Annotated in this window: 19 protein-coding genes; 13 read left to right on the top strand and 6 right to left on the bottom strand. The window is 59.6% G+C overall.

Features of this window, described 5'->3' with window-relative positions; all coding sequences use genetic code 11:
- Positions 1-123 precede the first annotated feature (123 nt).
- Positions 124-486, bottom strand: a complete 363-nt coding sequence (locus LAT62_RS08215; protein ID WP_293381795.1) for a DUF427 domain-containing protein — start codon at positions 484-486, stop codon at positions 124-126.
- 276 nt (positions 487-762) lie between these two features.
- On the opposite strand from LAT62_RS08215, the gene LAT62_RS08220 reads away from it, so the two are divergent.
- The 3 genes from LAT62_RS08220 (at position 763) to LAT62_RS08230 (ending at position 4,637) form a co-directional block, all read left to right on the top strand.
- Positions 763-2,523 (top strand): protein adenylyltransferase SelO family protein, encoded by a 1,761-nt coding sequence (locus tag LAT62_RS08220; RefSeq protein ID WP_293381798.1) that lies wholly within the window; start codon positions 763-765, stop codon positions 2,521-2,523.
- Positions 2,520-3,935: an amidase gene (locus tag LAT62_RS08225; protein ID WP_293381801.1), complete on the top strand. Its 1,416-nt coding sequence runs from the start codon at positions 2,520-2,522 to the stop codon at positions 3,933-3,935. Before LAT62_RS08220 ends, LAT62_RS08225 begins: the two co-directional genes overlap by 4 nt.
- A 162-nt stretch (positions 3,936-4,097) precedes the next feature.
- Positions 4,098-4,637 carry a cytochrome b gene (locus LAT62_RS08230; protein ID WP_293381804.1) on the top strand — a complete coding sequence of 180 codons (540 nt, stop codon included), beginning with the start codon at positions 4,098-4,100 and terminating at the stop codon, positions 4,635-4,637.
- Here the strand turns inward: LAT62_RS08230 and mdoH are convergent.
- Genes mdoH through ribA form a run of 3 tightly spaced genes read right to left on the bottom strand, consistent with a single transcriptional unit; the run spans position 4,621 to position 8,775 of the window.
- A complete protein-coding gene (mdoH, locus tag LAT62_RS08235; protein ID WP_293381807.1) occupies positions 4,621-6,516 on the bottom strand; it encodes a glucans biosynthesis glucosyltransferase MdoH in 1,896 nt (631 codons plus the stop codon). The genes LAT62_RS08230 and mdoH overlap by 17 nt on opposite strands.
- Positions 6,513-8,054 (bottom strand): glucan biosynthesis protein, encoded by a 1,542-nt coding sequence (locus LAT62_RS08240; protein WP_293381810.1) that lies wholly within the window; start codon positions 8,052-8,054, stop codon positions 6,513-6,515. The genes mdoH and LAT62_RS08240 overlap by 4 nt, the downstream gene beginning before the upstream one ends.
- A 58-nt stretch (positions 8,055-8,112) precedes the next feature.
- Complete coding sequence (gene ribA / locus LAT62_RS08245) at positions 8,113-8,775, bottom strand: GTP cyclohydrolase II (protein ID WP_293381813.1); 663 nt, start codon at positions 8,773-8,775, stop codon at positions 8,113-8,115.
- Positions 8,776-8,895: 120 nt separating this feature from the next.
- Between ribA and LAT62_RS08250 the strand changes: the two genes are divergently transcribed.
- Positions 8,896-9,954, top strand: coding sequence for a glycosyltransferase family 4 protein (locus LAT62_RS08250; RefSeq protein ID WP_293381815.1), 1,059 nt, complete (start codon positions 8,896-8,898; stop codon positions 9,952-9,954).
- Here the strand turns inward: LAT62_RS08250 and LAT62_RS08255 are convergent.
- Positions 9,946-11,553, bottom strand: coding sequence for a hypothetical protein (locus LAT62_RS08255; protein ID WP_293381818.1), 1,608 nt, complete (start codon positions 11,551-11,553; stop codon positions 9,946-9,948). The genes LAT62_RS08250 and LAT62_RS08255 overlap by 9 nt on opposite strands.
- A 169-nt stretch (positions 11,554-11,722) precedes the next feature.
- On the opposite strand from LAT62_RS08255, the gene LAT62_RS08260 reads away from it, so the two are divergent.
- Complete coding sequence (locus LAT62_RS08260) at positions 11,723-12,298, top strand: methyltransferase (protein ID WP_293381821.1); 576 nt, start codon at positions 11,723-11,725, stop codon at positions 12,296-12,298.
- On the top strand, positions 12,291-12,905 hold the full coding sequence (locus LAT62_RS08265) for a VTT domain-containing protein (protein WP_293381824.1): 615 nt from the start codon (positions 12,291-12,293) through the stop codon (positions 12,903-12,905). The genes LAT62_RS08260 and LAT62_RS08265 overlap by 8 nt, the downstream gene beginning before the upstream one ends.
- Here LAT62_RS08265 and LAT62_RS08270 read toward each other — a convergent pair.
- Positions 12,895-13,800, bottom strand: coding sequence for a LysR family transcriptional regulator (locus LAT62_RS08270; protein ID WP_293381826.1), 906 nt, complete (start codon positions 13,798-13,800; stop codon positions 12,895-12,897). The genes LAT62_RS08265 and LAT62_RS08270 overlap by 11 nt on opposite strands.
- Before the next feature lie 220 nt (positions 13,801-14,020).
- On the opposite strand from LAT62_RS08270, the gene LAT62_RS08275 reads away from it, so the two are divergent.
- The 7 genes from LAT62_RS08275 to LAT62_RS08305 all read left to right on the top strand — a co-directional run bounded on the left by LAT62_RS08275 (position 14,021) and on the right by LAT62_RS08305 (position 20,332).
- Entirely contained in the window at positions 14,021-15,277 is a 1,257-nt protein-coding gene (locus LAT62_RS08275) for an aromatic ring-hydroxylating dioxygenase subunit alpha (protein ID WP_293381829.1), read from the top strand.
- On the top strand, positions 15,274-15,747 hold the full coding sequence (locus LAT62_RS08280; RefSeq protein WP_293381833.1) for an aromatic-ring-hydroxylating dioxygenase subunit beta: 474 nt from the start codon (positions 15,274-15,276) through the stop codon (positions 15,745-15,747). Before LAT62_RS08275 ends, LAT62_RS08280 begins: the two co-directional genes overlap by 4 nt.
- Positions 15,748-15,757: 10 nt before the next feature.
- A complete protein-coding gene (locus tag LAT62_RS08285; protein ID WP_293381836.1) occupies positions 15,758-16,075 on the top strand; it encodes a non-heme iron oxygenase ferredoxin subunit in 318 nt (105 codons plus the stop codon).
- Positions 16,076-16,106: 31 nt separating this feature from the next.
- Entirely contained in the window at positions 16,107-17,153 is a 1,047-nt protein-coding gene (gene gtdA / locus LAT62_RS08290; RefSeq protein ID WP_293381839.1) for a gentisate 1,2-dioxygenase, read from the top strand.
- Between the two features lie 30 nt (positions 17,154-17,183).
- Positions 17,184-17,891: a fumarylacetoacetate hydrolase family protein gene (locus tag LAT62_RS08295; RefSeq protein WP_293381842.1), complete on the top strand. Its 708-nt coding sequence runs from the start codon at positions 17,184-17,186 to the stop codon at positions 17,889-17,891.
- Between the two features lie 352 nt (positions 17,892-18,243).
- Positions 18,244-18,960, top strand: a complete 717-nt coding sequence (locus LAT62_RS08300; RefSeq protein WP_293381845.1) for an SDR family oxidoreductase — start codon at positions 18,244-18,246, stop codon at positions 18,958-18,960.
- A 148-nt stretch (positions 18,961-19,108) separates the two neighbouring features.
- Positions 19,109-20,332 carry a serine hydrolase gene (locus tag LAT62_RS08305; RefSeq protein WP_293381847.1) on the top strand — a complete coding sequence of 408 codons (1,224 nt, stop codon included), beginning with the start codon at positions 19,109-19,111 and terminating at the stop codon, positions 20,330-20,332.
- Positions 20,333-20,366 lie beyond the last annotated feature (34 nt).

Raw genomic sequence — 20,366 nt, forward strand, 5'->3', positions numbered from 1 at the left:
CTATGGGACGCCTATTAAGGTCAGGACGGAACAGCCGCTCGCAGCTGGCGTAGAAGTTGTTGCAGTCGACCAGGGCGAACACAATCAGGACTCCCGGCTTCAGCCAACTGCTGGTGGGTATTCTTACCGAGTCGCCTCAACGGTCTGGGTAAAATAGGCCGGGTCGAAGACAATGCGTCCTGCTATAGGCGCCATTGACTCAACGGGCTCTTCATAAGCCCACACTGCATCTTGCAGGACCCTGTCCGCCAATACAAAATGATAATAGCTTGCCTGGCCCTTGAAAGGGCAAACGGTTACCGTTTCCGAGGGTTGCAATGTACCCGCCACAAGGGCGTCACGAGGCAGGTATTGCCGGTCCGGGTAGCCCTTCTCCGTTAGCTCGACCGCCTGATCGGTATCAGCGATCAGAACACCATCCAGGCGGACTGAGACGCGGTTTGAATGGTCTTGCAGCTTGATCCTGCCTTTCGGGTTGTGAATCATTCGAGGGTCCCTCGGTGGACTGATTGACAGACCAAGTCTAGTCATTGTCTGACCAGTCTGGCAGGGTTGCCAATGACGCCGTGGGTCCGGTGAAGTCACCTGCGATGCAGCACTGGATACAATGCAGCGGTTCCCAAGGTGATACAGAGGCCTGACAAAGTCGGTTCGCCCGTTTGTCTGCCAAAGGACGCTATGCATAATGGCGGTACTGACAGGCGATGCTGGTATTTCAGCAGCGCCGGCAGACAGCATTATGCCAACCTATCAAGAGTCGTCATGAAAACACATCAGATCCCGCAGTCCGCATTCGCCATGACCACTCTCCGGGAGATCGCACAGTTCACCGATTATTCACTGCTGGAGTCCCTGAACTGCGACCCTGACGCAACGACCGATGGTGCTGACCATTCGCCACGACAAGTTTGCAGCGGCCATTTTGTACCTGTCACGCCTGCGCCCATCGAAAACCCGGAGTATATCGCTCACAGCCATACCCTGTTCAGGGAGCTCGGGTTCGCGGACAGCATGGCACTCTCCGACGACTTCATGCGGCTGTTTTCGGGCGACCTGTCCTCTGTTCCGGCACCCATGCGCCAGCTTGGCTGGGCCTGTGGCTACGCACTGTCCATCTATGGCACAGAGTACACTCGACAGTGCCCCTTCCAGACCGGCAACGGCTACGGGGACGGCCGTGCCATCTCGGTGCTTGAAGCCGTCCTTCAGGGGCAGCGCTGGGAGATGCAGCTAAAGGGTGGCGGGCGAACACCTTACTGCAGGGGTGCCGATGGCAGAGCTGTGCTCCGCTCCAGCGTTCGCGAGTTCCTGGCTCAGGAACACATGCACGCGCTCGGAGTGCCCACATCGCGCTCTCTGAGCCTGTATGTATCAAAGACCGAAACCGCCACACGGCCATGGTACTCGGAGGGCGCCCGGTCGAGCGATCCGGACAGGCTGGTATCCGAGCCGGTGGCCATCACGACCCGCGTGGCGCCTTCTTTCATTCGCGTCGGTCAGATCGAACTGTTCGCGCGGCGAGCCAGAAATGGTGACCACCCGCAGGCAATGAAAGAGCTTGAACTGATCGTCACCCATCTGATGGATCGCGAATATGCCGGCGATATTGACCCGCAGCAGGCACTCGGCGACAAGGTCGTTTTACTGGCGGACGCATTCAGTCACCGCCTTGCCTCGCTGGTCGCGAACTGGATTCGGGTCGGCTATTGCCAGGGCAACTTCAATAGCGACAATTGCGCTGCCGGCGGCTTTACGCTTGATTATGGCCCGTTCGGTTTCTGCGATGTGTTCAATCCCTACTTTCAACCATGGACCGGTGGCGGACGGCACTTCAGCTTTCTCAACCAACCCGCGGCAGCGGAAAGAAATTTCACCAGCTTCTGCTCGGCGCTGCGGCCTTTGCTGGCGGATCGTCCGGATCAGTTGGCGCAGCTCGAAGAGATTCAACTGGGCTTTGCGGATTTGATGCAAAAAGAAATGGAGTCGATGTGGGCCGCCAAGCTTGGCCTTGCAGAATTTGATCCGGAATTGTTCAGCGAGCTCATCAGCCTGATGATGAAAACACCGGTTGACTACACCCTGTTCTTCCGTGAGCTGTCAGCCATTCCGGACACGGTTGAAGCGCTGAAAAACAGCTTCTATTCCGGGTTGAGTCTATCGGGTGAAGCAGCGCCCGCAGCTGGGGAAATAACGTCCAGGTGGGCAGAGTGGCTTGAAAAATGGCGATCTGCCATCGGCCTAGATCAGTCCGGCGAGGCGGCGCCTGATCAGTCACGATTGCGCGAGCAGGTCGCCCGCAGCATGAAGCAGGTCAACCCGAAGACCATCTGGCGAGAGTGGCTGGTGGTACCAGCCTATCAACAGGCGGCAGCGGGCAACTACGATTTGATTCGGGAACTCCAGGACATCATGACCAGGCCATACGAAGAGCAGACGTCAGAGACGGCTGAAAAATTCTACCAACTGAAACCGCTCGCGCTGTTTGACGTGGGCGGCGTCTCCCATTACAGCTGTTCGTCATGACGCCGCGCAGAATGCCCTCCGTCAGCAAGAACACTATACATCACTCCAGCCTGCGCTCTCTCGCCCGGAGTCTGCGCGAGGGATCTGTGCGCGCTGTCGACATCGCCGAGTCCTGCAAGACCGCCTATAACACGCACGAGACTCGTTTAGGTGCCTACAAGACCTGGAACGGCGAAGGCATGCTGGACACCGCAAGATTGGCCGACAGCCTGTTGTCTTCCGGGTGGGATCTGGGGCCGATGCAGGGCCTGCCCTTCTCGGCCAAAGACCTGTTTGGCGTGCCACAACTGCCGACCTTTGCCGGCTCACCAGCCGCGCTGCCCGCACAGTGGCAGACGCCCGGGCCTTTGGTGCAGACGCTGTTGACGCAGATGGCGCCGGTGAGCGGCAAGACGCACACGGTCGAGTTCGCCTATGGCGGGCTGGGCACCAACCGGCACTGGACGCCGCCGCGCAACCCCTGGGATGCGCAAGCGGTACGCGTGCCGGGTGGCTCCAGCTCGGGCGCCGGGGTCAGTCTGATTCAGGGCTCTGCGCTGCTCGCTCTGGGCACGGACACGGCCGGTTCGGTGCGGGTTCCGGCCAGCATGACCGGCACTGTCGGGCTGAAAACCACCAAACACCTGTGGTCGACGGACGGCATTGTGCCCTTGTCGGATTCGTTCGACACGCCGGGGCTGTTCACCCGCACCGTCGCAGATGCCGTGTTTGCCTTCGAGGCGCTGCAGGGCTCTGCTGTACCCGAGCTGCACAGCCTGGCCGGCGTCAGGATCGGCGTACCCGAACAGTTTTTCTGGGAAGACTGCGAACCCGGCATTACCGAGGCCGTGCAACAAGGCCTGAAAGAGCTGGAGCGAGCCGGCGCAACACTGGTCACGCTGGATATCGAGCATGTGGCAGAAGCCTATGACCACTTTCAGAAAGGCGGGGTATCGCCGCCGGAGCTGTATCGGTTCCTGCAGCGTGATCTGCCGGACTGGCTGGAGACCATGGACCCCAATGTGCGTACCCGCATGGAAACCGGGAAAGACATTACGGCGTGGGAATATCTGCAGCGGCTGGACCGGTTCAGGGCCATCGGCGCTCTGGCCGCACAGCAGCTTGAAACCGTCGATGTGCTGGCCACCCCCAGCGTGGCGGTGACACCGCCCACACTCGAAGCGCTTGAACCGGAGGGTGAGTACGCCCGCATCAATATCAAGGCGCTGCGCAACACCTGCATTGGCAATGTGCTTGGGCTCTGCGGATTGACCCTGCCCGTCGGCCTCGATCAGGCCAGCATGCCTGTTGGCCTGTTGCTGACCGCCAGGCCTTACAGTGAAGCGCGCATGCTGGGTGTGGCAGCACAAATGGAGTGCGTCCTGGGCACCGTGATTGAACGGCTGGGGACAGCACCACGGCTCAAGGCTTAGGGACAGGTAGTTCCCAAATTGCAGGCGCCATGCCCGCCCGAGGGACTGGGCAACATGATCCAGATGATGCAAGCTATCGTTTACAGAGTAGTTGCCGCCCTCAAGGCCGTCGTCAAAAACAAACCGGTCAGGGCCTGGACCGCTACTGTAAGGAGCTGCGCAATGGAAGAAATACAGAAATACCCCGCAGGCTGGCGAGTACTGCACTGGATTATGGCCGTGATGGTACTCGCCCTGATCCCCATCGGGGTCTGGATGACAGCGCGTGGGGAGGCCGACCTTTGGGATTCATTGACCGACACCTTGTACAGCTGGCACAAATTGATCGGCTTCACCGTGCTGATTCTGATGGTGGTGCGCATCGGTATGAAGGTGTTCATCAAGAGCCCACCCTACCCGGACCATCTGCCGCGCAGTCTGCAACTGGCGGCCAAGAGCCTGCATCATCTGGTCTATGTGCTGCTGGTGCTGACACCCCTGTTTGGCTGGGCGGGTGTGACAGCTTTTCCGGCGCTGGTGACGGTCGGCGGCTATGACCTGCCTGCGATGCCTTTCGTGCCGGTGGATCGGGAACTGGCAGGAACGCTGTTCGATATCCACGGTTTGCTGGCCATGGGCCTCGCCATACTGCTTGTCGGCCACATCGGCGCCGCTTTCCGGCACATGCTGCGGAAAGACGGCATCTTCAAGCGGATGGTGTAGCTGCCGCTGTTTGGCTCTCGGGTTCGAGCAACCTGGCCTGACAGTCGGCCAGGATGCCCTGACGCTTAGCCATGATGGCCGGTGGCGTGCGCTCCTCCGGGGTGCCCAGAATGCCTCGGTTTGCCAGCCAACTGCCGGCCGCTGCACTGCCGCTCAGGGCCGACAGCGGTATGGTCAGCAGCAGACCGATGACGGTCGGCAGCATCCAGTAGAGCAGAGTGGAAGACAGCCACAACAACAGTGCCAGCACGGCCACACCCGTTAATGTATGGCCGGCGTGCGTAGCCAGCAATTGCCGCCATGACAGTTGGCCATTCTGCTGACGCTGGTTCGACCATCCCGAGTCCTGACCCCAGAAGATTTCCCACAGGTGCTGGCTGTGAATCAGCATGAAGATGGGCGCATGCAGCACCGAAAACAGCAGCTCCAGAAAGGCGCTGAGCAGAAATTTGAAACGCCCGGTCTCGCCACGCCTCTGTCGACTCAGCAGCCCCGCGACCAGGCCAAAAATCTTGGGCAGCAGCAACAGCGTCATGGTCAGGATGAACAGCCCGATCATGCGCTCGAAATCGAACATGGGCAGGAAGGTCCAGGGGATATCCTGCCTGTACTGCAGCGTAAAGTGGGTACTCAGGGCCAGCCCCACGGTCACCATGGCCAGCCACAGCAGGGAGGACAGATAGTTCATGACGCCCATCAGCATGTGCACCCGGTTCGGCCAGTGCAGACCCCGGGCCGGCATGATGGCCAGATGCTGGACATTGCCTTGCGCCCAGCGCCGGTCCCGAACGGCCGCTTCCATTAACGTGCGCGGGCACTCCTCCCACGAACCGGGCAGATCCGGCAGCATGCGCACCGACCAGCCGGCACGCCGAATCAGCGCCGCCTCGACAAAGTCGTGCGAGCGGATTTCGCCGCCAAAAGGCCGCCGACCCGACAGCACCGGCAGGCCCGCGGATTCCGCAAACGCCTGAATTCGGATAATGGCATTGTGGCCCCAGTAGTTGCCGCCATCGCCCTGCCAGGCACTGAGGCCCCGGGCGAACACCGGTCCGTAGGCCAGGCCGGCGAACTGCTGCAGTCGGGCAAACAGGGTTTCACCCAGATACTGGCGCGGCAGGGTCTGCAACAGGCCGGTGGCCGGATCGGCATCCATTTCGCGTACCAGCGTGGCCAGGGTTTCACCGGTGATCAGGCTGTCGGCGTCCAGCACCACCATATAGTCATAGCGGCTGCCCCACTGGCTGATGAAGTCGCGAATGTTGCCGGCCTTGCGCTCTGTATTCTCTGCCCGGTGCCGATACCAGACCGGCATGGTGTCGGCCAGTTGGTCGCGCAGGTACCGCATCGCCGACTGTTCAGTGGCGACAATATCGGGCGCGTCGGTGTCCGACAGCACAAAGATCTCGAAGTGTTCCTGTACCCCCAGCTTTGCCAGGTCTGCGCCCATCGCCCCCAGGGCCGCACTGGCGCTGGCCGCGTCCTCGTTGTAGATGGGCATCAGCAGTACCGTCTTGCCCTGCAAGTCAGCATCCGAATCAGCGCGGCAGCGATCTCGCCTTGAAAAGAGCCCGGCTGTAGCCGACAGAGCCGAAAGGGAGATCCAGCCAAAGGTGAGGGTAAACAAGACCAGCAGCAGCCAGAGCAGAGCATTCAGCACTGACGACGAGATGATGGACGCCTGGTTGAGCGGCAGGATCAGCGTCATCTGCCAACTGGCTGCTGCCGTCAGCATCAGGCTGCCACCGAAGGTAATCAGGCGGGCCAGCCAAGTGCCCGACTCGCGACGGAAGCGGGATGCCTTGGGCTTCTGCTTGAGTACCTGGGTGGGCACCTCCAGCGGAGCGCTGGGCGGTGCAAGTGAATGTGTGTCGTTCATGGAGTCCACCGATAAAGCCATGTTTCTCCCCAGGGTTCGCCTTCGACCTCCAGCGTCACCCGCAGCTCTGCCAGTTCGGCTTGCTCCGGGTCGAGCCTTACATAGGCGCGGTAGCGCCCAGTGGCGCCTATCAGGGTGCCGCTGACGTTGGTAATTGTGCCTTCACTGGTGGAGGCGTTGATGCGTACGGCCTCCGTATCCGATATCTCTTCCCCGCCGCTGTAATCGATCACGAACACCCGGTCATCATTGTCGATGGCCGTGCCCGAAGAGGTATCGACCACTCGTCCGGCATCCAGCGCATAGGGCGGGTCGGCGCCCCAGTGCATGCGGTAACGGTAGTGGTAGGTCTGCCCGGTTTCGAGACCACCCTGCGGCTGCCAGTAGGCGACGACGTTGTCGTGGTACTCCACGCCGGTGGGGATCTCGACCAGCTCTACGTGGCCGTCACCCCAGTCGTTCAGAGGTTCTATCCACAACGAGGGTCGCTTGTCATAACGGGCTTCATCGTCGTTGAACTGACTGAACTGGTTGCGGCGCTGCATCAGCCCGAAGCCCACCGGCAACTCGCGGTCGGCACCGAAGGCGGATACCTGCAAGCGAAACGGATTGGCCAGCGGCCGCCATATTTGCTCGCCATCCGCTTCCAGTATCTGCAGGCCATCCGAGTCGTGCACGGCATTGCGGAAATCGTCAAAATGGGTCCGGTTGGTGGCGTCATACATGAACATGGAGGTCAGCGGGGCGATGCCGACGCGCTCCCTGTCCTGGCGCGGGAAGAGGCTGACCTCGACGTCCATCATCGTGTCGTCACCGGGATAGACCGTAAACTGGTAGGCGCCGGTGACCGACGGGCTGTCGAGCAGCGCATGGATGACAATCTCGTCGGCCCCGGAGTCGGGTTGTTCAATCCAGAACTCGGAAAAGCGGGGGAATTCTTCGCCCCCGCCGCCGACGGTGTTGATGGCCAGACCACGGGCCGATATACCATAGAACTGCTCAGCGCCGACCGCCCTGAAATAACTGGCGCCCAGAAACACCAGGAACTCTTCATACCTGTCGGGCGTGTTAATGGGGTGGTGAACCCGAAACCCGGCAAAGCCACCGGCATCGAGCCGGCCGAGATCAAGAGCCCGGCCTTGGAAGGTGAACAGGTTGCTCGCAAAGGCCAGGCGGCGGGCCTCGCCGTCGCTGACCAGATGAATGCGGACCGGCGTTGTGTGCAGGAATCCCGGCAGGAACATCTGCAACTGGAATGGCCGATCTTCATCGCGCCAGATCGACGCCTCCGGGTCGAATACGATACGACGGTAGTCATCGTAGCTCAGCAGACGCAGTGGATTGTCTTCCGCCATCTCGGCCGACTCATAGTCCTGCCCGGCCAGTTCACGGGCATACTCCTGCAGCCAGGAGTGGCTGAACGACTGAGGTCCGTCCTCGAACTCCGGATTGGCAACCAGCAACTGCGCCAGAGGCAAGCTGGCCAGAACCAGCACTGCCGCCAACCAGTAGCCTAGTCGAGTTCGCTTACGAGCCATGGCGTCCTTCCTGCCAGATGATGCCGGTATTTTTTTTGTAAATCGGCAATTTCATGGTTCAGTTCCGGGCCCGAGTCGCCCGCGGGACCATCTCTTCGGTTTGCATAGCCTTGGCCGCGTGACCGTTGCCATTGGTCAGAATATGGTCCATACGTTCTGCCTTGGTCGACAAGTAGCCGGCATTGTCGGTGTTGGCTGTCACTTCCAGCGCCACTCTCTCCGAGACCTTGATTCCGGCCGCTTCAAGTGCCGTTATCTTGGCCGGGTTGTTGGTCATCAGTCGCACTGAAGCCACTTCGAGGTCCCGCAGAATCAGCGCTGCCAGAGAGTAATCTCTCTCATCCGCCCCATGGCCCAGCATAAGATTGGCATCCACGGTATCGTAGCCCTGATCCTGCAGGTTGTAGGCCCGCATTTTCTCCAGCAGCCCGATACCCCGCCCTTCCTGGCGCATGTACAACACTACTCCGGCCCCGGCTTCGGCAACCTTGGCCATTGACTGATCGAGCTGTTCGCCACAATCACAGCGCCTCGATCCCATCACATCACCAGTAAAACACTCGGAGTGCACTCGCACCAGCACGGACTCTGCGCTGCTGAGGTCACCTACGCAAAAGGCGAGGTGCTCCTTGTCATCAATCGTATTGGTGTAGTAGCACAGCTGGAAGTCGCCGTACCTGGTGGGAATTCGGGTGCTGGTCATACGGGTCACGGCAGGCATGGACAATTCACACTCAGAATGCTGTTATGACGGACTTGAATGCTCGGGGAAAGAACGGACTGCATCCCGGGCGATGAACAAACTATTACGACCCCCTGTCGGGAATGGATCAGACACCGAATGAGCAGCGACGCCCTGTATTTTGTTTTTCCCGGCCGGCTGGATACGCCGACCGGAGGCTATCACTATGATCGTCGTCTGATGCAGGAGCTCCGACAACTGGGGCTGAAAGTTGAAACGGTGTCACTGTCGAGCCAGTTCCCGTTTCCGGATGCACAAGCGCTGGCGGATGCGCGCACCCGCCTGGCCGCCGTGCCGGATGGCGCCGTGGTGATCATCGACGGGCTGGCCTATGGAGTACTGGATGCGCTGGCCGAGGCGGAAGCAAATCGCTTGCGCATCATCGCACTGTGCCATCATCCGCTGGCCCTTGAATCGGGGTTGGATCCGGAACAGCAGCAACGCTTAAAGACTTCGGAACAACGCGCGTTGCAGGCAGCGCGCGCTGTGGTAGTGACCAGCGCCCACACCGGAGCCATACTGACCACTCAGTTCTCGATCTCATCTGACCGGATAATAGTGGCCCAGCCCGGCACTGATCGGGTGCCCTTTGCGCCCGGCGACGGCAACCCGCTGCGCCTGCTGACGCTGGCCTCGCTGACCCGACGCAAGGCCCATGATGTCTTGCTCGACGCTCTGGCACCATTGGCCGACCTGCCCTGGCAGGCGCGCTTTGTGGGCAGCGGTGATCTGGACCCGGAATGGACTGAACAACTGCACCAGCAGGTTAAGCGCCTTGGCCTGCAGCCGCGCATCGAGTTTGTGGGGGCGGTGGACGGGCCCGAGGCTGAATTCCAGCAGGCCGATCTGTTCGTGCTGCCCTCACGCTATGAAGGCTACGGCATGGTCTTCGCGGAAGCGCTGGCGGCGGGCCTGCCGGTGATTGCTGCGCGCGCTGGTGCGGTGCCTGATGTGGTGCCGGAAAGCGCCGGTCTGCTGGTGCCGCCCGATGATGTCGAGGCGTTGACTGCGGCACTGCACAGCCTGCTCACCCGCGAAGACCTGCGCCGAGAATTTCAGGCAGGCGCCCGACGGGCCGCTTCTGCCTTGCCTGACTGGGCCGACACCGCACGGCAGGTAGCCGATCTGATTGAACGGGTACAGCAGCAGTCAGTCTGACACCGGAAACGGATCGGAAAAGGTGTCGACAAAGCGATTGCGAAACTCGTCCATGCGCCACACCGGTGCCTCTGCATCGGGCAGCATCCCCGGCTGCCATTGCCATTCGTCGATGGTGTCGATGACCTCCTGATCAAACGTGATCAGGTGGATCGGCACATCCCTGGATTGCCAGTCGCCGGTAATTCGAGGTGCCGCTTCGTGGTCACCCAGCACCACCAGCACCATGTTCTCGTCGCCGTATTCCTGCAGATAGGACACCAGTGTATCCAGCGCATAGTTGATCGACTGGCGGTAGTAGTCGCGGATCTTTTCCATGTCGTACCAGACCTCTTCCGGGGTGGGTCCGGCCTGCGCCTGTTCATTGAATATGGTGCCGTCTCCCACCTGATCCCAGGGCACCAGCTCGGCGATAGGCGTCCAGGGGGCATGCGAGGATATCAGGGCCATTTCCGCCATCAGCGGCTGCCGTTCCTCATTGCCCGTCAGCTCCCGCTCCTGCAACGCAGACCAGACATACTGGTCGGGCATGGTCACCCAGTTGAAGGGCAACCCTTCGTAGCCGAAGTTGTGGGCATTGTAGATATGGTCATAGCCGTAGTAGGCGCCCTCCGGCCAGGCCAGACTGATGGCCGGCATGGCGGCGACGGTGCGCCAGCCTGCGCTGTTGAACATGCGGTTCAGGGCCACCCGATCACTCACCACAAGACTCTGGTAGCGGGTCTGGCTGTCGATCCAGGCGCCAGACAGCAATGTGGCATGGTTCAGCCAACTGCGACCACCGGCGGTCACGGCGGTCAGGTAGGCACTGCGCATCAGCAGGCCTTCGGCGTCCAGTGCCTCTTCGGCCCGCGCCAGGGTGCCGGTGACCGATTCGGCAAAGGGTTCACGCTCGAGCAACGACCGCCCGTAGGACTCGATAAAGACAACAAACACATCCTTGCCCTCCAGCTTCGTGAAGAGGGTGTCGGCGGGCCGGTCGGCCAGTGGGTCATCGCCCACCAACTCGGCAAACTCCCGGATGTCCCGGTAGCTTTCCAGCGTATCCTCGGCATGGGTAACCAACTGGCCCCAGGCATAGGCCTCGGCCTTGGGCCAGCCCGCATCTCTCAATAGCCCCCAGGCCATCAGCATCAAGACCAGCGACAAGCCGGCTGCACGCGGTGTCGAGCGCAGGAACTGCTGGATACGCCCCAGCATCAGAAATGCCAGCAGCCAGATGAGCCCGATCACCAGCAGAAGTATCAACCCGGCCACGAAAGGCGCCAGCCCGCCGAGCACGCCAGCCAGCAAGCGGCTGGCATCTGCCAGCAGATGGCTGTCGAAAATCAGGTTGAAGCGGCGCGCGAAGATCTCGTAGTTCACCATGTCGGCGATCCGCAGCACCAAACCCAGGCTCAGCAGGATGGCCAGCACACTGCGAATCACGCCACCCGTTCTGCCCGGTACCAGCAGCAAAAGGCAAATGATCATGAGCTCGAGGGGAAAGAACAGGTAAGCCTGCTGCGCTATCCAGGCCAGTCTGTTGGGCAGTGTCAGAACAACAAGCAGTCCCACGAAAGCCAGAACAGTAAGCAGGTGCTGAAACAGGTGACGCATGCAAGAATCCCGATTTTTTGCGCAAACCGGTGTCAGTTTACGCGATCGGCGCTCGTTCGGACTGCCGTATCAGCGCGCGTTTCCCCGCAGTGCAGAGATAATTCATACCACCCTGCATTATAAGAGTATGCTGGCTGAACCCAATCAACGGTGTGGACCCGGTAAGACAATGCTGCTCAACCTGTATCGCAACATCACTGAAGACGGCCTGATTGTCAGCAGCTCCGGCTTTCTGGTCAACAATCTGGTGAGCAAGATCGAGTTTACCCAGCCTCTGAAGATACTGGAGATCGGCAGCGGGCGCGGGGCATTTACCCGGGAAATCATCCGGCGCATGTGTGATCGATCCGAGCTCGACATCTGCGAGATCAAGGCGGACTACAACGCCTGTGTGGAGCCCATCATTGCAGACCATCCATGCAAGACCATTCGTCTGCACAACAGCTGTATTCTGGAATTCCTGACCACGCCGGAGTCTTACGATGTCATTGTCTCATCGCTGCCGTTGAAGAACTTCGAGAGCCAGAAGGACAACAATGCCTTTTTGCATACCGTGATCAGTGCGGTGAAATTCAGCCTGAAGGATGGCGGACGCTATCTGCAGTATCAGTATTTCAAGAGCAATCAATCGGACATTGAAGCCATCTTCGGCAAGCCCATGAACCATGTGGACTTTGTGCCGTTGAATATCCTGCCTGCTTTTGTTTACAACATGACCAAAGGCTCAGACACGGCGCGTGGATAAGACAAAACCCGGGACTATCAACCAAATCGGCCTGTATGCCTGGCTGGCTGTCATTGCGACCTCACTGTCCCTGTACTTTTTCTTTCCGGACCTTTTTGCCCCCGAGAACATCCGTCGATACTTTTTCGACAATCTGCTGATCGGGTTGCTGGGCTACTTCATCATTTCCACGCTGCGCGGATTTACCCTGATTCCTTCCACCCCGATTGTGCTGGCCGGCATTCTGGTTTTTCCTCCTCTACCGCTGTTTCTGGTGAACCAGATGGCGGTCTATTCTTCTTCAGCCATCGTGTATCTGATGGCCCGACAGTTTCGCTTTGACCACTATTTCCACGACCGCTATCCCAATCAGGTCAGGCGCCTGACAGTGCTGTTGCAGCGCCGCGAACTGGCGGTGATCAGTATCTGGGGGTTCATGCCGGTCGTGCCCACCGACATGATCGTCTATGTGTGCAGTGTTCTGCGCATCAAACTGTGGAAGACGCTGCTGGGTGTCTCCATCGGCGAAGGCGTGATCTGTGCCCTCTATATTTTCGGGGGTGCCCTGACGCTGAGCATGTTGCTGGGTGATGCCTTCCCGACATGGAACGGCTGGTTTACTCGGTGAACAGCTCGGCAAACGCACCGCGCAACCAGCGATTCCCCGCGTCCTGATGAAAGCGCCGGTGCCAGAACTGATTGATCTGAATGGTCGGAAGCTTGAAGGGATGAGGGCGGTAGGTCAGGCCGAACGGCTCTACCGTACTCTGCGCCAGCTTTTCCGGCACGGTGACCACCATGTCCGAATTCTGAATCACATAGGGCACCGCCACAAAGTGCGGCAGGCGCAGGCGCACCGGTGCAGGCAACCCCTGATCCACCATGAACTTTTCCACCACGGAATGACCGGTACCCTCGGCCACCACAATGGCGTGTTCGGCTTGCAGCAGCGTATCCCGGTCCAACTCTCTCGTCGCCAGCGGATGATCGCCGCGCATCAGACAGACATAGGTCTGTGCAAACAACCGCTTTTGATAGAAGCCGGTCGTCAGGTGCGGCAGCAGGCCTATTGCCAGGTCGACGGCCCCTGACTCCATGGCTGATTCAAGAGGCTGGGCGTTCGCTCGCACCGTGGTCAGGCGAATGCCCGGTGCCTGTTCGGCCAGATAGGCCATCAGTCGAGGTAGAAAATAAACCTCGCCGATGTCGGTCATCACGATGCAGAACTGGCGCGTGCTGGTGGCCGGGTCAAAGCTGTTCTGCAGGTTGACGGAGTGCTCGATGGTCGACAAAGCGTAAAACAGGGGCTCTGCCAACTGGTCGGCCAATGCGGTGGGCCGCATGCCGCGTGCCGTGCGATAGAAGAGTTCGTCATCGAATATCTTGCGCAGTCGGTTGAGGGCATGACTGACGGCGGGCTGGGACAGTTCCATCGTCTCGGCGACCGCTGACATTTTCTGCTCTCGATACAGCAACTGAAACGTCACCAACAGATTAAGATCCAGATCCTGCAGCCGTATCATCGACGTCCTCTGGCATTCGCCCGAACATGCATAAAATTTATAATGCTTATAAATATCAGTATCTGGCTGAATAATACCGCCTTTTCTATAGTACAGCTACGGTAACTGCAAGTTGTCGAAGTTCACTCTTCGTCACCCATCAGCTCTGCTCTGAACAACAAATTCGGGCCGAATCTGGCCACTGTCACGGCAGCATCGGCTCCGGCCAAAGGAGACACACATGTCGCACCCCAACGACAAGTCGCAACACAAGTGGCCCGAGGGCGTGTTCCATCGGGTGCCCTACTGGGCCTACACCGACGAAGACCTCTACCGGCGCGAACTGGACCGCATGTTCTACAGCAACCACTGGTGCTATGTGGGGCTGGAGGCAGAAATACCGGAACCCGGCAACTTCAAGCGCACCAATATCGGCGAACGCTCGGTCATCATGGTGCGCGACGACAGTGGTGATGTGAACGTGGTGGAGAATGTCTGCGCGCACCGCGGCGTCGCCTTCTGCCGTGCCCAGCATGGCACCGCCAAGGATTTCGTCTGCCCCTACCACCAATGGAGCTATGACCTCAAAGGCAACCTGCAGGGCGTACCCTTCTTGCGCGGTGTGAAGCAGGACGGCAAGGTCAACGGCGGCATGCCGAAAGACTTCAAGAAGGACCAGCACAACCTCAACAGACTCAAGGTGGCCGTGCGCAACGGCGTGGTTTTTGCCAGCTTCGACCATGACGTCGAGCCCTTTGAAGACTTTCTGGGCCCTGACGTGCTGGCCTACTTCGATCGTGTCTTCGATGGCCGCAAGCTGACCATTCTGGGCTATTCGCGCCAGCGCATTCCGGGCAACTGGAAGCTGATGCAGGAAAACATCAAGGACCCCTATCACCCGGGCCTGCTGCACACCTGGTTTATTACCTTTGGCCTGTGGCGCGCCGATCAGCGCTCCCAGATGGTGATGGATGACCACGGGCGCCACGCCTGCATGATTTCCCGCCGCAATGACGGGGGCGCCAGCGATGTCACCAAGGGGGTCAGCAGCTTCAAGGAGAACATGACACTGAACGACCCCAGTTTTCTCGATGTGAAAGAGGAAGCCTGGTGGAACGGCCCCACCGCCGTGATGATGACGCTCTTCCCCAGCGTGATCATTCAGCAGCAGGTGAACTCGCTGTCCACGCGGCACATTCAGCCGGTCGATCGCGACAACTTCGACTTTGTCTGGACCCACTTCGGATTCGAGGACGACGACGAGGCCATGACCCAGCGCCGCCTGCGTCAGTCCAACCTGTTCGGTCCGGCCGGTTTTGTCTCGGCCGACGACGGCGAAGTGATCGAATTTTCCCAGCAGGGTTTCTACCAGCGCCCCGAGCACAGCACGGTAGTCGCCATGGGCGGGCACGACATCGCAAATACCGACCACATGGTCACTGAAACCCTGATCCGTGGCATGTACCGCTACTGGCAAAAGATCATGGAGGACGAATGATGGATTTCGCGACCTATCACGAACTGCAGCGCTTCTATAGTGCCTACGCCGAGTGTGTGGACCATGGCGACCTGGATGACTGGCCTGAGTTCTTTCTGGATCAGTGCGTCTATCGCGTGCAGGCGCGGGAGAACTTCGATCGGGGCTTTCCGCTGGCCGTGCTGTCTCTGGAGAGCAAGGGCATGCTGAAAGACCGCGTCTACGGGGTCAAGGAGACCCTGTTTCACGACCCCTACTATCAGCGTCATATCGTCAGTGCGCCGCTGGTGCATGGGACCAGTGGTGACCTGATCGTCTCCGAAGCCAACTACGTTGTGGTTCGCACCAAGCCGGGAAAGCCCTCCGAGGTTTACAACGCAGGCCGCTATCTCGACCGGATTCAGCAAACGCCAGACGGCTTGCGCTTTGCCCAGCGGATCTGCGTCTACGACAGCGAACTGATCCCCAACTCAATGGTTTACCCGATCTGAGGAGTCATCCATGGCCGCAGAAAACTGGCAGGACGTCTGTGCCACGTCGGACATTCCCGAAGACGACGTCATCGCGCAAACCGTGGGAGATCAGGAGATCGCCCTGTACGAAGTCGAAGGCAGCTACTTCGCCACCGACAACCTCTGTACACATGGACAGGCAAGACTGAGCGAGGGCTTTCTGGAGGACGGCGAAATTGAATGTCCGCTGCATCAGGGTCGCTTTTGCGTGAAGTCCGGAAAGGCCATGTGCGCGCCGCTGACCGAGGACATAAGGGCCTACCCGGTGAAGATTTCAGGCGACAGGGTCTGGGTGGATCTGGGCTGACCAGAAGCACGATGACGCAGGAGAATTAGCCATGTCATTAACGGAAAAACCGGCCACCAGTGCCGAGCGCGAGGCCTATTACAGCAAGATTGCGCCTTTGCACTATGGGGCGCTGTGGAATGTGCTCAGTGGCCTGATCACCCCCACCCCGAGGAGTTCGGCACAGCCCTATCGGTGGGATTTCGACGAAGCACGAGCCCTGTTGATGGAAGCCGGTGAGCTGATTACCGCCAAAGAGGCAGAGCGCCGGGTGCTGATTCTGGAAAACCCGGGCATGCCCGGCGAAAGCCGAATCACGACCTCACTGTATGCGGGCCTGCAACTGGTGTTGCCGGGTGAGATTGCCCCCTGTCACCGCCACTCTCAGTCCGCGTTGCGTTTTGTCATGGAAGGCAGTGGCGCCACGACGTCGGTGAACGGCGAGCGTACTCTCATGGAGCGTGGCGATTTTGTGATTACGCCACCCTGGGCCTGGCATGACCACGGCAATGAGTCGGAGGAGCCCATGATCTGGATGGATGGGCTGGACATTCCTCTGGTCTCGATGTTCGACGCCTCGTTTGCCGAATCCTTCAAGGGCGGGGAAACCCAACCCATCACGCGCCCTACCGGTGATTCCCTGGCCCGCTACGGTGCCAATCTGCTGCCGGTGGATTACGAGCGACAGGGCCCGGTGTCACCGATATTCAACTACCCCTATAATCGCAGCCGGGAAGCACTGGAACAGATGCGCCGGCAGGAGGAATGGGATCCCTGCCACGGTTTGAAAATGCGCTATATCAACCCGGTGGACGGCGGCTCGGCGATGCCGACGATATCGCCATTCATCCAGTTGCTGCCCAAAGGATTCAAGAGCGAGACCTATCGCTCGACGGACGCGACCGTATTTACAGCGGTGGAAGGGTCCGGCACATCAACAGTGGGCGATCAGGTGTTCAACTGGACAGCGAAAGACGTTTTCGTGGTGCCCAGTTGGTGCCCGGTGACTCATCATGCAACGGACGAGGCCGTGCTGTTCAGCTTTTCAGACCGCACTGCGCAACAAAAGCTGGGCCTGTGGCGCGAAGCGCGCGGCTGACAAAATTTTCAATTGTCTGGAGACAACACCATGACCGATTACCTGTTTGAACCACAGCCCGTGACCTCTGTCGCTATCGAAGGCGAGAGCAAGCAATTTCCGGTGCGGCGCATCTTCTGTGTGGGTCGCAATTACGAAGCCCACGCCCGGGAAATGGGTCGGGATCCGAGCCGGGAATTCCCGTTCTTCTTTACCAAGCCGGCAGACGCGATTATTCCCGATGGCGGCGATGTGCCCTATCCACCGGAAACCGAAAACTTTCACTACGAAATAGAACTGGTAGTGGCCATCGGCAAGGCCGGGTTTGAGATTCCCGCGGACAAGGCCAAAGATCACATTTATGGCTATGCCGTAGGCAATGACCTCACCCGCCGCGACCTGCAACTGGAAGCCCGGGAAAAGGGTCGGCCCTGGGACTGGGGCAAGGCGTTTGACGACTCTGCGGTGATTGGCCCGATAAAACCCGCGAGCCAGATCGGCCACCCGACGACCGGTCGTATCTGGCTCGCCGTCAACGGCGAAGTCAAACAGGACCAGGACATTTCGGACTTGATCTGGGACGTGGAGGAGGTCATCTCCATCCTGTCGCATACAATGCGCATCCGCCCCGGCGACCTGATATATACCGGCACCCCGGCCGGTGTTGGCCCCCTCAAGGTGGGCGACAAGGTGACAGGGGGCGTGGATGGCGTGGGCGAGCACAGCATCACCATAGTGGCACCACGGGAAGGCGTGTGAGGCTGGTTCGGCGGAACTGAGGTTTCGGCAAGTGTCCTGTCTGGTTAATTCGACACTGCTCTAAGCCACCGAGTGCTTTGAGGGCGTACCTCTCGGTCTGGCATGCTGCTTTGGCTCTCGCCCATGGAACCAGCACTTTTTAACCCAAGCCAAATCGACCAGGATTGGGTCGATCCATATGACTCAGTCAGAAGAGTCCGAGTTTGGTGCTCTAATCCAACAGTAGCAGCGGGGTTGCGAGAGCTAACTTGACAGCACTTGACTTGAAGTCAGGTTCAACTTTTAGTCTCCCGACTGACTGACGCGTCAACTGCACAGGGCAGCAGCGTCAACCACAGAGAGGGAGAAGCAAATGACCAGAATATTGATCGTAGGCGCCAGCCGGGGTTTGGGTCGCGCATTGGTGGAGGGCTTGCCCGCCCCGGGAGACGCTGTCATTGGCGTGTCCCGTCGAGCCCCATCCGATATTCAGCCGGCACCGAACATTGAGCTGCAATGGATTGAGGCGGACATGTCTGACCCATCAGCCGCCGTGCAGGCCATTTCCGAGAGTGCACCGGGCGAACTGGATGTGATCATCTACAATCTCGGGATCTGGGAGAGCCGGGCCTTTGAAGACGACTATCGTTTCGACAGGGACGCTGATACCGAGATCATCGACATGATTAATGTGAACATCACGGGCGCCATCCTGACACTCAAGCATCTGATCGACCGGCTGAAAAACTCCGAGAAGCCGCAGGTTATCCTCACCGGATCAACCTCCGCGCAACGGCAGTGCGGCAGGCCCGAGGTTACCTTTGGTGCCTGTAAACACGCCCTCAACGGCATCGCCGATGCCTTGCGCGAAGGCTACCGTGACCGGCGGCTGGCGGTGACCTGCCTGCAACTGGGGTACCTCAATACGGACGAGATGCCATCAACAAAGACGCAGAGTGCCAGTGAGGCGTCAGGCGAAATGATTCCGCTTGCCGATGTGGTCACCATGACCCGAGCGCTGATGACCTTGTCGCCGGCATCGTTTGTGCGGGAACTGACCCTGCCGGCCATTCTGGATGACCGGTTCTGAAGGCGTGCATTGCAGCCTCAAGACAGCCGCACCGTTGATACCGCGATAAGGCCACCCATCTCCCTGATCGACCAGTCATCACATGCGACTGCTGTCAGGATGGTTGCAAGGCACCATGCCTCCAGCATCAATATGGAGGACAACGGTCATGGCATCTCTGAGCAAGAAACTCGGCATCGGATTTCTGGTTACCCTGGGTGTAGTGGCCCTGCTGGCGACAGCGGGCTACACCTGGCTGCGCAACAGTGAATGGTGGGTCTCGGTGACCCTGTTTCACGATGACTATCGGGCGGAGAATTTCCGCAGTTTTCATACCCTGTTTCCGGCGGCCAGCATCGACCCGGCGGCAGAACCACGCGAGCTGGACGTCGGACAAGAGACTCTGCCCGACACCTATGACTTCGAAGGCCAGTCTCTGTCACTGTCGGAGTTTATCGAGCGCACCGAGACCACCGGGCTGCTGGTGCTGCACGGCGACCGGGTCGTACACGAGACCTATTACCAGGACTATCAACCCTCGGACGTTGTCACGTCGTTTTCCATGGCCAAATCCGTGGTGGCCACTCTGGTCGGCCTGGCCATCGAGGACGGACATATCGCTTCCGTGCAGGACCCGATTACCGACTATGTCCCCCAGTTGATAGGCTCGGGCGACGAAGGGGTGTCCATTCATGACGTGCTGACCATGTCCTCCGGTGTGGCCTTCAACGAGAACTATGAAGACTTCTTCTCGGATGTCATGTGGCTGCCCATTCGCATTTTCGGCTTTCAGGAGCCGGCAGCCGATATTCTGGCCGAACTCGAACGCGAGCGCGACCCCGGCACCTACAACAACTATGTCAGCAGTGACAGCCTGGCCCTGGGCCTGCTGGTGGCTGAGACCACCGGTGAGTCCGTGACCGACTATGCCAGCCGCCGCCTCTGGCAACCCGGCGGCATGGCCGATATGGCGCACTGGAACACGGACCACCACGGCCAGGCGCTGACTCATGCCTTCTTCAGCGCCACGCTGCAGGACTACGCCCGCCTGGGCCTGCTGTACCGGGATCAGGGCGCCTACAACGGAGAACAAGTGATCCCGGCCGAGTGGGTCGAGGCCGCCGTCAACCCGACGGAGCCGCACCTGCAGCCCGGCGACAACCCGGACTCCTTCTGGACCTTCGGCTACGGCTACCAGTGGTGGCTACCGGAAGACCCGCAGGGCGATTTCACTGCCATCGGCATCTGGGGACAGTACATCTATGTGCACCCCCGCAACGATGTCGTGATCGTCAAGACCAGCACCGATTACTGGTTTGATGAAAACGACCACCAATCCATCGCTGCGTTTCGGGCCATTGCCGACCACGTAGCGAGCAATGCAACCAACTGACCATGCAACCTGCACAACCTGAAGGAGGCAACAC

The organism is Natronospirillum sp., from assembly GCF_022565775.1.
In the GTDB taxonomy this organism is placed as follows: Bacteria; Pseudomonadota; Gammaproteobacteria; order Pseudomonadales; family Natronospirillaceae; genus Natronospirillum.